Below are 16,442 nucleotides of genomic sequence, written 5' to 3'. Positions count from 1 at the left end.
GGTATCATGATTTTAATTTGCTAGCGTTTTATTTGGTCTCAATGTCGACTATTTTGCTGCCGTTTTCTCCCAGATAGTGTACAATAATGTCCTGATATGCTTTATAACCGTCATCGACATTGGTAAAAATAATAAGGCCCTGTTTCGTTTGGGGCAGCAGTATAAAAATAGTCTGAACCCCTTTGTCGGCACCGCCGTGTGAGAGAGCATAATTGTTGCTTCCTAAGTCATAAATTTCAAATCCCAAACCAAAATATTTGTTCTTTTTAGTAGTTACCTGATGAGAAGTCATTTCATCAAATACTTTTTTGCTTAAACCATCGCTATTTAGAATACTGCTTAAAAAACGGCCATAATCTTCAATTGTCGTTAACAGGTCATCAGCAGCATTTGCTGTTTTGTTTTGGGTAGGTTCATATGGATTTCCTTTGTTATCGTATCCAGTTGCATATCTTGAAAGGTCAACTTTATTATTCCATACCAATTGGGAATCCTTCATGTTTAAAGGTTCGAAAATGAGTTCCGAAGCCAGCTGGTCTAAAGTTTTATGGAATTTCTTTTCCAATGCCCTTCTTAAATATTCAAAACCTTCGCCGGAATATTGATATTGTGTTCCTGGTTTAAATTTAAAATCCAGTTTTTTGGATTCATTATTAGATCTCCAATTAGGAAAACCAGTCTGATGGCTCAGAACAAATCTTGTTGTTAACAGTTTCAAATACGGATCTTTGGCAATATCCGGATCTGTCCAGTATTTAGAAAGAGGTTCGTCCACATCCCATTTTCCCTGGCTGACTAATTTTAAAGTAACCATAGCTGTTACTGGTTTAGTTAAAGAAGCGACATTCCAGATAGTATTGTAAGGTGCCGGAATACCTCTTTTTAATTTGCCAAAAACTTTAATTTGTTTGAGTTCTCCTTCACTGATAATGCCAAGACCTAATGCCGGGATATTTTTCTCTTTCAGCCATTTTTCGGTTTCCTGATCATTATCAAAAAGGTGAGGCTGGTTTTCAGAAGAATCAACAGGCTGGTGGTCGTAACTGAATGATTTTTGAAGTTTCCAGTTATTGTTTTCTAAAATCCATACGTGGGTAAAACGGGATTTACCCACTAATTTTTCATTTTCTTTTTGTAAAGGTTTATTATTTTGAGCTGAAGTTTCATAAAACTGATGAATGCCGGTTTGGATAGCACCATATAAAAGCCCTTTTTTATACAAAGGATAAATCTGAGTGCTTCCTTTTACTAATTCCCTTCTGCATTTGTACGTTGTGGGAGAACCGCATAGTCCATTTTTAAAGGTTTGAATAAACTCCGTTTTATTGGATATCCCGTCTTTGTCATGAAAAAACTCAAACTGATCGCTATAAAGGTTTTCAAATTGAGAAAGGTCGCAGGTATTAAAACCAATATCAAAAAGAAGACTGTCTTTAGTCTTAATGGTTTTATACAGTTCAGAGTCTGGAGCTTCCTGTGAATAACCGGTTAAGATTTGAAAAAATAGAATAGCAATTAAAAAAACTTTTAATTGGGAAAAAGAGGGATGGATGGTCATTTGTAAAAATTTGATGATAGATGATCTGCAAAAGTAATCCAATCAGTAATTACAAAATTGTACAAATGCGAAATCTTACCTTTTTTGAGAAAGAAAATAAGCGTTGGGATCGAACATTTTGGGAGTTGTTTTTGTCACATCTTTAAATTTTCTGATAAAATGAGACTGATCGAAATATTTATTGTAAAGTGCAATATCCGTCAGTTTTAGTTTTTCGGGATCAGAATGAACCATTAGATCGACGGACTTTCTGAACTTCAGTATCTGAATGTATTTTTTAATAGTAAGTCCTGTAGCCGCTTTGAATTTAATTTGCAGCAGACGCTGGGAAGACTGTAAATCCCGGCTGATTTCAGAAACCGAAATTTCTTCCTCCTTATTTTTAATCAGGTCACAGATTTTTTCAATAGTATTTTTATCCGGATGCAAAGATGCTAATTTTTCAAAATAGAGATTTACCGTATGTAATAGTGTTTTTGTTTCGGAATGGATCTCAACATTAAATGGCAGCTCTTCAGTATGGATTTTAAGAATCGAATCTGAAAAATTGCTTACATCATATTTAGGGAACATGGAGAGTGTCCAGGCATGAAGCTGAATTATAGTGACTTTGGTTTTAGGCTGTATATGGACCAGAACTTTGTTGGTCATTTGCGAACAAAGGTAAATTCCTTCGTTCATTTCGTATTTATTTTTACTCGTATGCACTTCTATGGAATGACCGCTGACAAAGGCAATGTTAAAACAGCCGTTGGGCAGAACCAGTTTGTTCTCAATCAGACTTTCACCAGAGCTGTTATCCAGGCACCATATTTTACTGACGAACCTTTCGGCTTCGGGAGTTACATAATGTTCTGAATATAGCTGCATTTGGAGTCTGTCTTAAATGTTTGAATTCCTTTGAATCGCAGACTAAAATACTACTTTTTGTTTGAAACCGGTTTAATGAATTCTCCAAAATAATCCCTTTTGGTATTTTTCCATTCTTCTAAAATGATACTGTAATACACATCATCTCTGCTGTTTCCCTCAGAATCAATATAATTGTTTCGGAATAAACCTTCTTTTAAAGCTCCCAGATTTTCAATAGCCCGCTGAGATCTTTCATTTTCAAGATCGGCACTGAACTGGATTCGTCTAAACTGAATTTTTTCGAAACCAAAATCCAGTAATTCAAATTTGCAGGCCTTGTTTAAACCGGTTCCCTGAAAATCTTTTCCGTACCAGGTCCAGCCAATTTCACATTTCTGGCTTGCCGTGTTTAAGTATCCGTAACGGGTACTTCCGGCTACCCTGTCGGTGGCTTTATCTACAATAAGGAAAGGATAACAAATTCCGTCTGCTTTTTGTTTTAGGGTACTTTGAATATAAGTATCAAAATCATCGTCATTTCGAACATACATTCCCATGTATTTCCAGATTTCATCATCAAAGATAATTTCTTTAAGCTCGATGTTTCTTTCGTTTTCAAACGGAATTAATAGGACCTTTTCGTTTTCTAAAATAATTGTGGATTGCAGGATTTCGCTGTTCATTGTGGTTATTTTAATAATAAGGGTTAAATAGTCTGAGGTTTTACGAAAATACTTCTTTTAAGGATCTAAATAAATCTGTAAATACAGCGATTTTGTTATGAAAAAGAGATTGCGGCGAACAGAGGCCGTTTTTTCAGCCGTTTACATCTGAGTAAATATCGTAGCAGAAGGTTAAAAAAATGTTTTATTTTAAAGGTCATGTATAATTATTACTTATTTTTACGATCTTATATATTACATTTTTCTTGATGCAAACTTCACTAAAAATTGCTGTGGTTGGTTCCGGACTTGTAGGATCACTGCTGGCAATTTATCTTAAAAGAGCAGGTCACGCGGTTCATGTTTATGATCGCAGTCCTGATATTCGAAAAATAAATTTTTCAGGACGTTCCATTAACCTGGCAATGTCCAACCGTGGATGGAAAGCGCTGGATGCAGTGGGAGTTGGTAATGCCGTTCGTGAAATTGCAATTCCAATGGACAAACGTGCCATTCATTTGACAGATAAACTGAATTTTCAGAATTACGGTCAGGAAGGCGAATCTATTTATTCCATTTCCAGAGGGAGGCTTAACAGAAAAATGATTGATTTGGCCGAAAATGCCGGAGCCGAATTTTATTTTGAACAAAAAATATGGGATGTTACTTTAAGTGATGCTACTCTGCATATTGGTGAAAGCGAAAGAGGCGAGTGGGAGGAAAGAAAGTACGACATGGTTTTTGGTGCCGATGGTGCTTTTTCACGAATCCGCCACAGAATGCAGCGTCAGAGTATGTTCAATTATTCACAGGAGTTTTTGAACCTTGGTTATAAAGAACTCAACATTCCGGCAAATCCTGACGGGACTCATAAACTGGATAAAAATTCATTTCATATCTGGCCAAGGGGAGAGTATATGCTTATTGCACTTCCTAATCTGGACGGAAGTTTTACCTGTACCTTATTTATGCCTTTTGAAGGAGAAAACTCTTTTGAATCGCTTACGGATAGAAAAATGGTAGAAGATTTCTTCGAACGAAATTTTCCGGATTCGATAGAAGTTATTCCGGAACTGGCCAATGACTTCTTTAAAAATCCAACCAGTACGCTCGTTACCATGAAGTGTTTTCCATGGACCTACGAAAATAAAATTGCTCTGATTGGTGATGCCTGTCATGCCATTGTCCCTTTTTACGGACAGGGTATGAATGCCGGTTTTGAAGACATCACGGTGTTGTATGAAATGATGGAAAAATATGGAAGTGACTGGAAAAAGATCTTTACAGAATATCAAATTTCCCGTAAGCCAAATGCCGATGCGATTGCTGAACTATCCTATAGAAATTTCCTGGAAATGAGTACCAAAACGGCAGATGAAAAATTCTTGCTGCAAAAGAAAATTGAAAAACTGTTTTCAGATAAACACCCTGACAAATGGATTCCGCTCTACAGTCGTGTTACTTTCAGTGACCGTCCATATGCAGAAGCTCTTGCGATCGGAGATTTTCAAAACGGAATCATGGAAGAAGTTTTAAGAATGGATAATATTGAAAATATATGGAACACTGCTGAGGTAGAAAATAGAATTCTTGAACTGCTGAAAAACGTATCAATTAATCCTGTAAATTTATAATTAGAATAAAAAATATACTAAACCCGCCAGGTTTCTAAAATCTGGCGGGTTTGTTTTTGTATGGTTCTGCCTATTTTTTCAGGAATTTTGAAAGTACTCCAAAAACACCTCTTATAAAGGTAGCGCTTGTTACCACTTTTAAAACCGATTTTGTAACGACTTCAGTAGTGCTTGGTTCTGATTTAGAAGTTCTGGCCGGTGCCTGTTCTTGCTGCTGCGCCGCGGCTTCATTGGCATCTGCTATTTTTTTGCTCAGGATTTCAAATGCACTCTCACGATCAATTTCTTCACTGTATTTTTTTACCAGTTTCGATTTATTGTTTATTTCATCAATTTCAGAAGGCGATAAAACATCCATTCGGCTCATAGGTGCACGCATCATGGTGGCTGCAAGCGGTGTCGGGATTCCTTTTTCATTTAAGGCGGTTACTAAAGCTTCTCCAATTCCTAAACTCGTTAAAAGTTCATCTGTTTTATAATAGTCTGATGTTGGATAGTTGTCGGCTGTTTTTTTGATCGCTTGTCGGTCATTTGCCGTAAAAGCCCTGAGGGCATGTTGGATTTTTAATCCTAACTGAGCCAGAACCCCGCTTGGAACGTCCATTGGGTTTTGCGTAACAAAGTAAAGACCGACTCCTTTGGAACGAATGAGTTTTACAATAGTTTCAATCTGTTCTAACAAAGCTTTGCTGGCTTCATTAAAAATTAAATGGGCTTCGTCTATAAAAATTACCAGTTCCGGCTGATCAGCATCCCCTTTTTCCGGCATTTTTTGATAGATTTCTGCCAGAAGGCTTAACATAAAAGTAGAGAACAATTTTGGTTTGTCCTGAATATCCGTTAAACGAATAATGTTTACATATCCTTTTCCGTTTTCATCAATTCGCATTAAATCATCTGTTTCAAAAGAGAGTTCTCCAAAAAACAAATCTCCGCCCTGCTGTTCTAATTCGATTATTTTTCTTAAAATGGTTCCGGTAGTAGCTGTTGAAATTTTACCGTAACTGGCCGCAATTTCCTCTTTTCCTTCTTCCGTAATATAATTAATAACTTTTTTGATATCTTTTAAATCCAGTAAAGGCATTTGTTTGTCATCACAATATTTAAAGATAACGGCAACCACCCCGGCCTGTGTATCATTTAAATCAAGGATTCTTGAAAATAAAACCGGTCCAAACTCAGAAACTGTGGCACGCAGGCGCACCCCGTTTTGTTTCGACAAAGACATTAGTTCAACCGGAAAGGCCGATACATTATAAGGTACATTGATTTTGGCATGACGTTCGGTAATAAAGCCCTCTTCTTTTCCTTCTTTTGCAATACCGCTGAAATCTCCTTTAATATCCATCATTAAAACCGGAATTCCACAGTTGGATAACTGTTCAGAAAAAACCTGAATCGTTTTGGTTTTTCCTGTTCCTGTGGCTCCCGCAATCAGGCCATGGCGGTTGAGGGTTTTTAGAGGAATTTTTACGTGTGCCTCAGGAATAGCTTCTCCGTCCAGAATAGCGCTTCCAAGGGTTATAGCGTCGCCTTTGGCAGAATAACCGCTGTTTATCTCCTGAATGAAATTATCTTTTTTACTCATGTTTTTCTTTGTAATTTAGATGATTATAAGGGTTTTGTTTGGTTTTTTAACAAATACACTATCTTTTTTTTAGTAGGAAAAAGCTTTTTTTGATTGAAAAATGCATAAAAAATAATTTCGCAGCTTTTTAAGAAGATTTCAATGAAATGTTTGAATATCGACTAAAACGTTGTAATTTTTTTAGTATTCGATCTATTTTTTGTTTTATCAGAAAAATGACACCGGCAAATTAATGAGATATTTTTTAAATTGACGTTAAATTTCCTTCAATAAAATTAAAAAAAGTTTTTTTATTTAAACTAAACGTATAAATTTGCTACCCTACAAGTTAAATATAACTAAAAAATAAAAATTATTTAAAACTATTAAAATTTAAAAAAATGGCAAACGTTAAAGTTAAAAAAGAGAGCACTTCAAATGGGGGAGGAATGATTACAGGGATCATTATTGTAGCGTGTATCTTAGTTGGGATTATTATTTGGAAATTCGTGATGGGTTCTCCTGCTAACTTTGAAGGTGGGAATCCAGAAACAGGTCACCCAATCAATACTTTAGGAATGGTATACAAAGGAGGTTTCATTGTACCTGCATTATTAGGTATGTTTTTAATGGTTGTTGTTTTTTCTATTGAAAGATTTACTGTTATTGGAAAAGCTGCTGGAAAAGCTAACTTAGATGCTTTCATGAAAAGTGTACAAGGAAGTATCAAAGAAGGAAACATCGAGGCTGCTATTGCTTCATGTGACAAACAACAAGGTTCAGTTGCAAATGCAATTAAATCGGCTTTGATTAAATACCAGGACGTTAAAAAAGAAGGATTCAACAGCGAAGAAGCTTCTGAAGTAATCCACAAAGAAATTGAAGAGGCAACTTCATTAGAAATGCCAATGTTAGAGAAAAACATGACTATCATCTCTACTTTAGTATCATTAGGTACATTAGGAGGGTTATTAGGAACTGTATCGGGTATGATTAAAGCGTTTGGTGCGTTAGCTTCTGCTGGTACTCCTGACCAGGCTGCTCTTGCAACAGGTATCTCTGAGGCACTTATCAACACTGCAACAGGTATCTCTACTTCTGTATTAGCGATCATCTCTTACAACTTCTTTACTGCTAAAATTGACGATTTAACTTACTCTATCGATGAGGCTGGTACTACTATCGTTAATACTTACAGAAAATTCAGAGGAAGTTTAAGACAATAATTAATTCTTGATATTTTTTAAATATCAAAATAAAATACAAAGATAATGGCTAAAATAAAAATGAAAAAGAAGTCAACGTCGACAGATATGACTGCGATGTGTGATGTTGCATTCCTTTTGCTTACGTTCTTTATCTTGACCGCTACTGCTAAAGTTCCTGAGGCACTTCCTGTTGATATGCCTTCATCTACTGTACAAAGTAAATTACCAGATTCTGATTTGGCAATTATTACAATAGGTAAAGGAAAAGATGGGAAAAGCAAAGTGTTTTTTGACATTAAAGGAAGAGAACTTCGTAAAAAATCCCTTGAAGGAATGGGAGCAAAATACGGAATTACTTTTTCAGAAGATGATAAAGCAAAATTTGCTTTAATGGATGATTTTGGGGTGCCAATTGCAGGCTTAAAACAAATCATCGATTTAAAATCAGCTGACAGAGTTAAAGCGGATCAAACTGGAATTCCAATCGATTCTTTAGATAATCAATTAAAAGACTGGCTTTTAGTTTCAAGAAGAGCTACTATTGATCTTGATGATAAAGAACTTCAGATTGCGATAAAAGGTGATGCTAAAGAACAATATCCTCAAATCAAAAAGATTATGGATATTTTACAAGATCAGAAAATCAACTCCTTTAACTTAGTTACAGGAATGAGAGGAAAAGACTTTTAATTAAAAAAGATACAGTAAAATGGCTGAATTAAATACCGGCGACGGTGGTGGCGGAAAGAAAGGCGGCAAGGTAAGAAGTAAAAAGCAAAGTTCGAAAGTCGATTTAACGGCTATGGTGGATTTGGCATTCTTATTGATTACGTTCTTCATGTTAACCACTTCGTTGTCAAAACCTCAATCGATGGATTTGTCACTGCCAAATAAAGAGGATGATCCAACTAAGAAAGTAGAGGACACCAAGGTAGATGAGAATCGTACTATGACAGTAATGTTAGGAGGTGATAATAAGTTGGTTTACTATATGGGATTATTAGCGACTCCTATTGCAGGGCCTAAAGATATCGCTTATGGTAAAGATGGAATTCGTAGAGAATTACTTAAAAGAAAAAAAACAGTTTTAGAGTATTCCGCAGGTTTAGGAAAACCTAAAAATGGAATTATTGTGATCATTAAGCCAACAAAAAAATCTACTTACCGTAATTTGGTTGATATGTTAGATGAAATGGCGATTACTGGTGTAGAAACTTATGCAATTGTGCCTGAGTTTTCTCCGGAGGAAACAAAATTGATAGATAAATAATAAGATTATATCTTATTTGAACATCTTAATAATCAAGAATTATGAAATTAGATATTATAAAAAATCAGTGGCTTGATATCGTATTCGAAGGACGTAACAAGATATACGGCGCATACGAGCTGAGAAAATCAAACGGTAAAACTACGGTAAAAGCACTTATCTTAGGTTCTATCATTTTTAGCTTTGCTATTGCAGCCCCTCTTATTGCAAGCTATTTACCAGACTCTGGTGAAGAAGAAGAGAATAAGGATATTAAAATTGCAACAGTAAAATTACCTCCTAAACCAAAAGAGGAAATTAAGCCAAATCAACCACCACCACCACCGCCGCCGCCAAAAGTGGATCAGGTAAAATTCGTAAAACCGGTGGTTGCTAAAGCAAATGAGGTTACCGAGGACCCGCCTAAAATCGAAGAACTTAAAGATAAAAAGGTTGGTGCTGAGACAATCAAAGGAGATCCGGATGCAGTATTAACTGTTGACGAACCAGTAGGTAAAGGACCGGTTTCTCAGGTTGTGGAAGAAGATAACAGTGTATATAACACAGCTGGTATCGAGGTAAAACCTGATTTCCCTGGAGGAATGGATAAATTCTACAAATTCGTAGGAAATAACTATAAAACTCCGGAAGAAGAAGGTCTTAAAGGTAAAGTTTACGTTACGTTTGTAGTTGAAAAAGACGGTTCATTAACCGACATTAAAGTTTTAAGGGATATCGGTTACGGTACAGGAGCAGAAGCAATTCGTGTTCTTAAAAAATGTCCAAAATGGACTCCCGGCGAGCAAAATGGTAAAAAAGTGAGAGTACTTTACTCTTTACCTATTACTATTCAATCTGCAGAATAATGTTAAAAGATATACTTAATAATATTCAGAAGAAATCGCTCAAAGAGCGATTTCTTCTTGTTTTAGGAATATTGTTCTTTTTAATATATCTTGTACTGGGTTTAATGATTATGTTTTGGGAAAAACTCCCTTTAAACATGGAACCAAAATACAGATATGCTTTTGGCGGATTGCTTATCGTTTATTCGGCAATACGTTTTTTAAGATTAATAAATTCAAACACAGAATAATAATAATGCTGAAAAATAGTAGGTTTTTAGGTGCGGTCGCTTTTGTTTTTTTGTTTGCCATGTGTAACCAAAAAAGTAAGAACGAATCTGATAAAGAAACAATTTTAAAAGGGGCTTTAAGCATTACGGTTGATGAAACCGTAAAACCAATCGTAGAAGACCAGGTTACTGTTTTTGAAGGAACATATTACGATGCCAAAATTTCACTGGTGCCAAAATCTGAAGCAGAAGTTATTAATGATTTACTGAATCAAAAGGCTAAAGTGGCAGTTACCTCGAGAAATTTAACAAAGGAGGAAATGGACAGGTTTGAAAAAAGTAAAATAAAACCTCGTGTAACACCTTTCGCTATTGATGCCATTGCTTTAATTTCAAACAAAAGCAATAATGATACTTTAATTGCGTTGAAAACTGTGATTGATTTTATGCAGGGCAAGTCCGATACGGGTATCAAAGGTCTCGTATTTGATAATCCGAATTCAAGTACAGTTCGATATATGAAAGAACTGGCAAAAGTGAAAGATATTCCATCTAAAGGGGTTTTCTCTTTTAAAACAAATAATGAAGTTATTAAATTTGTTTCTGAGAACGATGGAATGATCGGTGTTGTTGGAGTAAACTGGTTATCACAACCGTCTCCGGATATGGTAGAGGTAGTGAAGAAAATAAATGTCCTTAGTGTAAAAGGTCTAAACGATACAAAATATTACAGCCCTACACAAAATGACCTGGCAGAAATAAAATATCCTTTGGCACGCGATTTGTATATTGTTAATTGTCAAGGGTATACTGGTTTAGGGATGGGGTTTAGTTCTTTTATAGCAGGTGATATCGGACAAAGAATCGTTCTGAAATCCGGATTGCTTCCGATAAGAACCCCGGGAAGAAAACTTCAGATACGAAGTGAAATTTTGAGAGATAAGGAATAAATTAATTACTATAAAGATGAATAAATTTAAAATTTTTAGTCTTGCTTTGATTGCTTCAGCTTCTGCAGCAAATGCGCAGGATATTAAAGAAGCAAAAAAGGCAATTGATGCTGAACAGTTTCAAAAGGCGAAAACATTATTGAAGTCAATTATCAAAGCTAAACCTTCAGATGGTGAAGCTAATTTTGTTTTAGGTAATATTTACTTAAATCAAAGTGTTGTCGATTCTGCTAAAATTTATTTTTTAAACGGAGTTGAAGCGTCTGATAAGAAAAACTTAAATTATATCGGGTTAGGTCAGATTGATCTTGATAACAAAAATACTGCTGCGGCTCAGGCTAATTTTGCTTTGGCAACAAAGGACATGAGACGTAAAGATGTAGATGAATATATCTATATTGGTAAAGCGTATACAAATTCAAATAATCCGGATTACACAAATGCAATTGCAAGCTTAAAGAAAGCTTTAGCAATTGAACCGCAAAATGCAAATGCACTTTTAGCGATAGGTGATGCGTATTATGGAAACAAAGAACAGAGTGAAGCTTATAAAGCGTATCGTGATGCCTTTACAGCAGATCCAAGTTTATTAAGAGCTAAAATGCAGCTGGGTGTTTTATTAAAAGGAGCAAAATCGTATGATGAAGCTATTAAAGCTTTTAATGAAGTTATTGCTTTAAATGCAAATTACGGTCCTGTGTACAGAGAGTTAGCTGAAACCTATTACAAATGGGGAAGAAACAAACCTTCTACGGCTAAAGTTAACTTGCAGAATGCAATTACGAATTACGAAAAATATTTAAGCTTAACAGATTACTCGTTAGATTCAAAAATGCGTCACGCAGACTTCTTAATCTTAGTAAAAGATTATAAAAGTTTAGAAACCGTAGCAAACAAAATGATTGCCGAAGACAAAGTAAATCCTAGAATCTTCAGATATTTAGGGTATGCTGCTTACGAAAACGGAAATGTTGATGTAGCTATTAAATCTATTGAAGATTATATTAAATCACCATCTAATAAAGTAATCGGAAGCGATTATATGTACTTAGGTCTGGCTAAAATCAAAAAAGGCACAAATGCTGAAGGTATTGTAGATCAGGCAGCGTTTGATGCAGGTGTTGCTGAAATTAAAAAAGCAGTTGAACTGGAGCCTTTAGTGGTAGAAGAATTAAATGAAGTTGGAAAAGCTTTATTTGGTAAAAAACAATTTGCACAGGCTGCCACTATTTTTGAATTTGGTGCTCTTAACAAAGATTCTAAAAATTATTTGGATGACAACGTGTATTATGGTATCTCAGTTTACTACGCAAATGCAAATAAAACAAACGGTGCTGCAGATCCTGCTCAGTTAGCTAAAGCAGAGGAAGCCTTTGACAGAATTTTAGTAGCTTCTCCTACTTATGATGAAGCTTACTTATACAAAGGAAGAATCAACAATCTTCTGGAAAAAGATGATTTAATCATCAAAAACTATGAGGAATATGTGGCAAGAGCAACTGCAAAAGGTGCTGAAGAATTAGCAAAACCTGCTACAGTTAAAAAAATGGTTGAAGCTTACAATAGTATTGGGGCCAGCTACGCCAATACTGATAAAGTAAAAGCAGTTGAATATTTTAATAAATCTTTAGTTTTAGATCCAACAAATGCTTATGCTTCTCAGTCAGTAAAAGCTTTAAAATAATAAAATTTTAAATTAAGATTTTTAAAACCCGATAGTTCAGACTATCGGGTTTTTTTGTTCCGTATTTAATTGACTATCTTTGCACAATAATTTAGAATAATGTTATCAAAAGAAATACAATTAGAAGTAAATAAAGGAGCTATGCTGCCTTTGATGGAAGAATTTTATACCATTCAGGGGGAAGGGTTTCATACCGGAACTGCTGCTTACTTCATTAGGATTGGAGGCTGTGATGTTGGATGTCATTGGTGTGATGTGAAAGAAAGCTGGAATGCAGAGCTGCATCCGCCAACCAATATTGATTTAATTGTAAAAAATGCTTCAGATTATGCTAATACAGTAGTGGTAACCGGCGGAGAACCGCTTACCTGGGACATGACTCTGCTTACCCGTGAACTGAAGGAGAAAAATATGAGAGTGCATATCGAAACTTCCGGAGCGTATCCGTTATCGGGAAGCTGGGACTGGATTTGTCTTTCCCCAAAGAAAAATAAACTGCCAACAAAAGAAGTTTATGATAATGCACATGAATTAAAAGTAATCATCTACAATAAACATGATTTTATTTTTGCAGAAGAGCAGGCAGAACTGGTAAATGATGATGCGATCTTATTTCTGCAGCCGGAATGGAGCAAAAAAGAAGAAATGACACCGTTAATTGTAGATTATGTGATGAACAATCCAAAATGGAGAGTTTCACTTCAGACACATAAATATTTAAATATTCCATAAAAAAACTCTCCAATGCAGGAGAGTTTTTTTTATCTATTTCCAGTTTTTATATTTTTTTAAGGATGTAATCTGCGTTAAATGATGGCTGCCGTGCCAGGCATAAGTTCCAATTATCCTTTTTAAGGTGTATTCTGAATTATTTTCAGGGTGTACAAACGTTTTTTCTAAATCTGTTTGAGAAAGATTTGTCATTAAAAAAGCAAGTCTGAAATGTAATCCCTCTAATAAACTTAAAGTGGGTGCTATTGGCATTTTTAAATTATCCGGAAGTTCAGACCATAATTTTTCGTCGTAAGGTTTAATTGTCGGATTTTTTTCGGTCAATGCCCATTTTAACCTGATGAAACAATTCATATGACTTTCGGCACAATGATGGATCACTTGTCTTACGGTCCATCCTTCAGGTCGGTATGGAGTGTCTAATTGTTCGTCAGTGAGATGAATCACTTCTTTTTTTAATTTTTCGGGAAAAGTAGAGATTTGCTCGATCTTTTCTGTAAGGTATGCAGGGGTGAATTCTTCCGGAGCTTCAAATTTTCCGATAGGGTACTTTAATTTTTCTAAATCTAATTCTTCCATTCCTATGTGATGCTGTTTTATATTGAAAGTCGGGCTAAATAATCATAATGTTCTCCTTCCAGGATCATTTCGCATTTAAATCCGTTTGCCACTGCGGCATTTTGCAGGGTGTTGTAGTCAAGATATAGCCAGTCGAAAGGATCTTCTTTTTCTCCTTTATAGGAGATGTTAAAAACAAGTTCTCCATAATATTCTGTGTCAGAAGGAATCCATTTACCGCCGTCTTCATCTTCGTCGAACATATAGATAATGTCAGAACTGTCCAGTAATACTTGTCCGCCTGGATTTAAAAGTGATTTAAGCTTGGATAGATAAGTGTTGCAGTTTTTTAATTTTCCAAAAATACCGGTACCGTTCATCAAAAGAAGTATAGTGTCGAATTTTTCGCCTTCGAAATCTAAAATATTTCCTGTTCTGGCTTTTTTTAAACCGCGAAGCTTGCAGGTATCAATGGCTTTTTCGGAAATATCAATTGAAGTCACATCAAGATTGCGGTCGTTTTGTAATGATAAACTATGACTTCCGGCGCCACATCCCACATCTAAAATTTTACCAGCGGCTAATTGTAATGCTTTCTGCTCGATTTTTGGCATTTCATTATAAGAGCGGAATAAATAAGCAGCGCTCATTTCGTCTTCTTCAGAAATGGAAGTTTCAGTGGTGATATTTTGAGGTGAATTATTCGTCTGGAAATCGAACATTGCTTTTCCAAAGAGATCTTTCATTGTATTTTAGTTCAAAGTTTAAGGTTTCAAGTTTAAAGTTGTTTAATTTTGCAGATCAACTTTAAAAAATAAACTTGAAGCAAATTTTAAATAACTTAAATAAGTTAGCCAAAGATAAGCATATCGAAAATAAAAAGTATTTTGATAAGCTGAAAAAGAAGCAGCCTAAAAATTTAGATTATATTATGCAGGATCTGCATGATGCTGAATTTAAAAAAACGGACTGCCTGAAGTGTGCTAATTGCTGTAAAACAACCGGGCCGTTATTTACGCTGGCAGATATTGAAAGAATTTCAAAATTTTTCAGACAGAAGCCGCAGCAGTTTATTGAGCAGTATCTGAGAATTGATGAAGATAAAGATTATGTATTGCAAAACGTGCCTTGTACTTTTTTAGATAATGAAAATTATTGCATGATTTATGATGTGAGACCAAAAGCCTGCAGGGAGTTTCCGCATACAGACCGAAAAAAATTTCATCAGATTTCTAACTTAACATTGAAAAATGTTTCCATTTGTCCGGCGGCATATAATATAGTTGAAGAAATGAAGAAAAAGCTTCCGCTTTAGTCTAAATAAGTATTTTTGAATAATCCGGAATGAAGTATAAATTATCTTAAGAACCTGAACCTTGAATTTAGAATATTTTATAGCCAAAAGACTCATAACAGCCAAAGATTACAAAAGCAGTATATCGGCTCCTATTATAAAAATTGCTATTTCGGCAATTGCCATTGGTATTATTATGATGATCGTTTCAGTTGCGACCGGAATTGGACTGCAGCAAAAAATCCGCGAAAAAGTTTCGGCGTTCAATGGACAGATTATTATCTCAAATTTTGATAATAACAATTCCGAAATAACGCTGATTCCGATTTCAAAGAAACAGGATTTTTATCCTGATTTTAAATCTGTTCCTGAGGTAAGTCATATTCAGGCCATTGCAAGTAAAGCGGGTATTATCAGGACAGAAAGTGCTTTTGAGGGAATTGTCTTTAAAGGTGTGGGAGCAGATTACGATTGGAATAATATTAAGGAATACCTGGTAGAGGGAATTGTGCCTGATTTTTCTAAAACATTAAATGAAGATGTTATTATTTCAAGATTTCTTGCCGACAGACTTAATTTAAAATTAGGAGATAGTTTCAACACTTTTTTTGTTAAAGAAGAAGGGAAGCTGCCTAATATACGCCGATTTAAAATTGCCGGTATTTTTAGTTCGGGATTTCAGGATTTTGATGCTACTTATATAATAGGTGATATTCGACATGTACAGAGAATTAATAAATGGAATCCGGATCAGATTGGGGCTTTTGAGGTATTTGTAAAAGATTTTACAACTATTAAAGAAACAGGTAACGAAATATACGGTCAGATTTCGTCTAATCTCGATACAAAAACGATTACAGAAAAATACAGTTATATTTTTGACTGGCTGCAGCTTTTTGATTTTAATATTGTGGTTATTTTGGGAATCATGATTTTGGTTGCGACTATTAATATGGTAGTGGCACTTTTAGTGCTTATTTTAGAAAGAACTCAGATGATAGGTATTTTAAAAGCAGTTGGAGCAGATAACTGGACCGTTCGAAAAGTTTTCCTTTATAATGCTTTCTATTTAATTGTCCGTGGGCTTTTTTGGGGGAATTTAATTGGAATAGCATTGTTGTTAATTCAGCAGCAATTCGGAATCATTCATCTTAATCCCGAAAACTACTATGTGAACCAGGCTCCGGTTTATTTAAATTGGGGATATATTATTTTGCTGAATTTATTGACGATTACAGTTTGCTTTTTGGTGTTGTTAATTCCTTCTTATATAATAACGAAAATCTCTCCGGTGAAAGCCATTCGTTTCGATTAATTTTTATAGAGCCTAAAATTCTCTGTTTTATAGAGAATCACAACATATAAAAACTAAGTTATTGTTATAATATATAAGAGTGTCGAACCCGACAGGTTTTCAAA

General features: G+C 35.1%; 17 protein-coding genes. 11 read left to right on the top strand and 6 right to left on the bottom strand.

Annotation, left to right across the window (positions count from 1 at the left end; translation table 11 throughout):
* Window positions 1–28: 28 nt before the first annotated feature.
* The 3 genes from ACODST_RS08800 to ACODST_RS08790 all read right to left on the bottom strand — a co-directional run bounded on the left by ACODST_RS08800 (window position 29) and on the right by ACODST_RS08790 (window position 3,093).
* The gene (locus ACODST_RS08800) at window positions 29–1,558 is read right to left on the bottom strand and encodes a serine hydrolase domain-containing protein (RefSeq protein WP_488931747.1); all 1,530 of its coding nucleotides are present in this window, start codon (window positions 1,556–1,558) and stop codon (window positions 29–31) included.
* 75 nt (window positions 1,559–1,633) lie between these two features.
* Window positions 1,634–2,428 (bottom strand): helix-turn-helix domain-containing protein, encoded by a 795-nt coding sequence (locus ACODST_RS08795; protein ID WP_488931746.1) that lies wholly within the window; start codon window positions 2,426–2,428, stop codon window positions 1,634–1,636.
* Between the two features lie 50 nt (window positions 2,429–2,478).
* A complete protein-coding gene (locus ACODST_RS08790) occupies window positions 2,479–3,093 on the bottom strand; it encodes a GNAT family N-acetyltransferase (RefSeq protein WP_488931745.1) in 615 nt (204 codons plus the stop codon).
* A gap of 248 nt (window positions 3,094–3,341) precedes the next feature.
* Between ACODST_RS08790 and ACODST_RS08785 the strand changes: the two genes are divergently transcribed.
* Window positions 3,342–4,706, top strand: coding sequence for an FAD-dependent oxidoreductase (locus ACODST_RS08785; protein WP_488931744.1), 1,365 nt, complete (start codon window positions 3,342–3,344; stop codon window positions 4,704–4,706).
* A 70-nt stretch (window positions 4,707–4,776) separates the two neighbouring features.
* Here ACODST_RS08785 and ACODST_RS08780 read toward each other — a convergent pair whose 3' ends face one another.
* A complete protein-coding gene (locus tag ACODST_RS08780) occupies window positions 4,777–6,294 on the bottom strand; it encodes a helicase HerA-like domain-containing protein (protein WP_488931743.1) in 1,518 nt (505 codons plus the stop codon).
* A gap of 380 nt (window positions 6,295–6,674) precedes the next feature.
* Here ACODST_RS08780 and ACODST_RS08775 point away from each other — a divergent pair, with 380 nt between their 5' ends.
* From ACODST_RS08775 to ACODST_RS08740, 8 genes are all read left to right on the top strand, one after another.
* Window positions 6,675–7,499 (top strand): MotA/TolQ/ExbB proton channel family protein, encoded by an 825-nt coding sequence (locus ACODST_RS08775; protein WP_488931742.1) that lies wholly within the window; start codon window positions 6,675–6,677, stop codon window positions 7,497–7,499.
* 45 nt (window positions 7,500–7,544) lie between these two features.
* Window positions 7,545–8,171 (top strand): biopolymer transporter ExbD, encoded by a 627-nt coding sequence (locus tag ACODST_RS08770; protein WP_488931741.1) that lies wholly within the window; start codon window positions 7,545–7,547, stop codon window positions 8,169–8,171.
* 19 nt (window positions 8,172–8,190) lie between these two features.
* Window positions 8,191–8,751, top strand: coding sequence for an ExbD/TolR family protein (locus tag ACODST_RS08765; protein WP_488931740.1), 561 nt, complete (start codon window positions 8,191–8,193; stop codon window positions 8,749–8,751).
* 41 nt (window positions 8,752–8,792) lie between these two features.
* The gene (locus ACODST_RS08760) at window positions 8,793–9,596 is read left to right on the top strand and encodes an energy transducer TonB (RefSeq protein WP_488931739.1); all 804 of its coding nucleotides are present in this window, start codon (window positions 8,793–8,795) and stop codon (window positions 9,594–9,596) included.
* The gene (locus ACODST_RS08755) at window positions 9,596–9,826 is read left to right on the top strand and encodes a hypothetical protein (protein ID WP_073415947.1); all 231 of its coding nucleotides are present in this window, start codon (window positions 9,596–9,598) and stop codon (window positions 9,824–9,826) included. The genes ACODST_RS08760 and ACODST_RS08755 overlap by 1 nt, the downstream gene beginning before the upstream one ends.
* Window positions 9,827–9,831: 5 nt before the next feature.
* Complete coding sequence (locus ACODST_RS08750) at window positions 9,832–10,755, top strand: PstS family phosphate ABC transporter substrate-binding protein (protein WP_488931738.1); 924 nt, start codon at window positions 9,832–9,834, stop codon at window positions 10,753–10,755.
* 16 nt (window positions 10,756–10,771) lie between these two features.
* Window positions 10,772–12,439 (top strand): tetratricopeptide repeat protein, encoded by a 1,668-nt coding sequence (locus tag ACODST_RS08745; protein ID WP_488931737.1) that lies wholly within the window; start codon window positions 10,772–10,774, stop codon window positions 12,437–12,439.
* Window positions 12,440–12,538: 99 nt separating this feature from the next.
* Entirely contained in the window at window positions 12,539–13,171 is a 633-nt protein-coding gene (locus tag ACODST_RS08740; protein WP_488931736.1) for a 7-carboxy-7-deazaguanine synthase QueE, read from the top strand.
* Window positions 13,172–13,204: 33 nt separating this feature from the next.
* Here ACODST_RS08740 and ACODST_RS08735 read toward each other — a convergent pair whose 3' ends face one another.
* Together ACODST_RS08735 and ACODST_RS08730 are read right to left on the bottom strand one after the other, a co-directional pair.
* The gene (locus ACODST_RS08735; RefSeq protein WP_488931735.1) at window positions 13,205–13,750 is read right to left on the bottom strand and encodes a YfiT family bacillithiol transferase; all 546 of its coding nucleotides are present in this window, start codon (window positions 13,748–13,750) and stop codon (window positions 13,205–13,207) included.
* 17 nt (window positions 13,751–13,767) lie between these two features.
* Window positions 13,768–14,475: a class I SAM-dependent methyltransferase gene (locus tag ACODST_RS08730; RefSeq protein WP_488931734.1), complete on the bottom strand. Its 708-nt coding sequence runs from the start codon at window positions 14,473–14,475 to the stop codon at window positions 13,768–13,770.
* A gap of 74 nt (window positions 14,476–14,549) precedes the next feature.
* Between ACODST_RS08730 and ACODST_RS08725 the strand changes: the two genes are divergently transcribed.
* On the top strand, window positions 14,550–15,044 hold the full coding sequence (locus ACODST_RS08725; protein ID WP_488931733.1) for a YkgJ family cysteine cluster protein: 495 nt from the start codon (window positions 14,550–14,552) through the stop codon (window positions 15,042–15,044).
* A 61-nt stretch (window positions 15,045–15,105) separates the two neighbouring features.
* On the top strand, window positions 15,106–16,338 hold the full coding sequence (locus tag ACODST_RS08720) for an ABC transporter permease (RefSeq protein ID WP_488931732.1): 1,233 nt from the start codon (window positions 15,106–15,108) through the stop codon (window positions 16,336–16,338).
* Window positions 16,339–16,442: the final 104 nt, after the last annotated feature.

This window comes from Flavobacterium sp. FG19 (assembly GCF_057809475.1).
Note: the sequence above shows the minus strand (reverse complement) of the source record. Positions and strands in the feature narration are given on the sequence as shown.

Bases quoted from the DNA above. Each gene is read 5' to 3' on its own strand.
- ACODST_RS08800 (WP_488931747.1), bottom strand. From the start codon at position 1,558: ATGACCATCCATCCCTCTTTTTCCCAATTAAAAGTTTTTTTAATTGCT.
- ACODST_RS08795 (WP_488931746.1), bottom strand. From the start codon at position 2,428: ATGCAGCTATATTCAGAACATTATGTAACTCCCGAAGCCGAAAGGTTC.
- ACODST_RS08790 (WP_488931745.1), bottom strand. From the start codon at position 3,093: ATGAACAGCGAAATCCTGCAATCCACAATTATTTTAGAAAACGAAAAG.
- ACODST_RS08785 (WP_488931744.1), top strand. From the start codon at position 3,342: ATGCAAACTTCACTAAAAATTGCTGTGGTTGGTTCCGGACTTGTAGGA.
- ACODST_RS08780 (WP_488931743.1), bottom strand. From the start codon at position 6,294: ATGAGTAAAAAAGATAATTTCATTCAGGAGATAAACAGCGGTTATTCT.
- ACODST_RS08775 (WP_488931742.1), top strand. From the start codon at position 6,675: ATGGCAAACGTTAAAGTTAAAAAAGAGAGCACTTCAAATGGGGGAGGA.
- ACODST_RS08770 (WP_488931741.1), top strand. From the start codon at position 7,545: ATGGCTAAAATAAAAATGAAAAAGAAGTCAACGTCGACAGATATGACT.
- ACODST_RS08765 (WP_488931740.1), top strand. From the start codon at position 8,191: ATGGCTGAATTAAATACCGGCGACGGTGGTGGCGGAAAGAAAGGCGGC.
- ACODST_RS08760 (WP_488931739.1), top strand. From the start codon at position 8,793: ATGAAATTAGATATTATAAAAAATCAGTGGCTTGATATCGTATTCGAA.
- ACODST_RS08755 (WP_073415947.1), top strand. From the start codon at position 9,596: ATGTTAAAAGATATACTTAATAATATTCAGAAGAAATCGCTCAAAGAG.
- ACODST_RS08750 (WP_488931738.1), top strand. From the start codon at position 9,832: ATGCTGAAAAATAGTAGGTTTTTAGGTGCGGTCGCTTTTGTTTTTTTG.
- ACODST_RS08745 (WP_488931737.1), top strand. From the start codon at position 10,772: ATGAATAAATTTAAAATTTTTAGTCTTGCTTTGATTGCTTCAGCTTCT.
- ACODST_RS08740 (WP_488931736.1), top strand. From the start codon at position 12,539: ATGTTATCAAAAGAAATACAATTAGAAGTAAATAAAGGAGCTATGCTG.
- ACODST_RS08735 (WP_488931735.1), bottom strand. From the start codon at position 13,750: ATGGAAGAATTAGATTTAGAAAAATTAAAGTACCCTATCGGAAAATTT.
- ACODST_RS08730 (WP_488931734.1), bottom strand. From the start codon at position 14,475: ATGAAAGATCTCTTTGGAAAAGCAATGTTCGATTTCCAGACGAATAAT.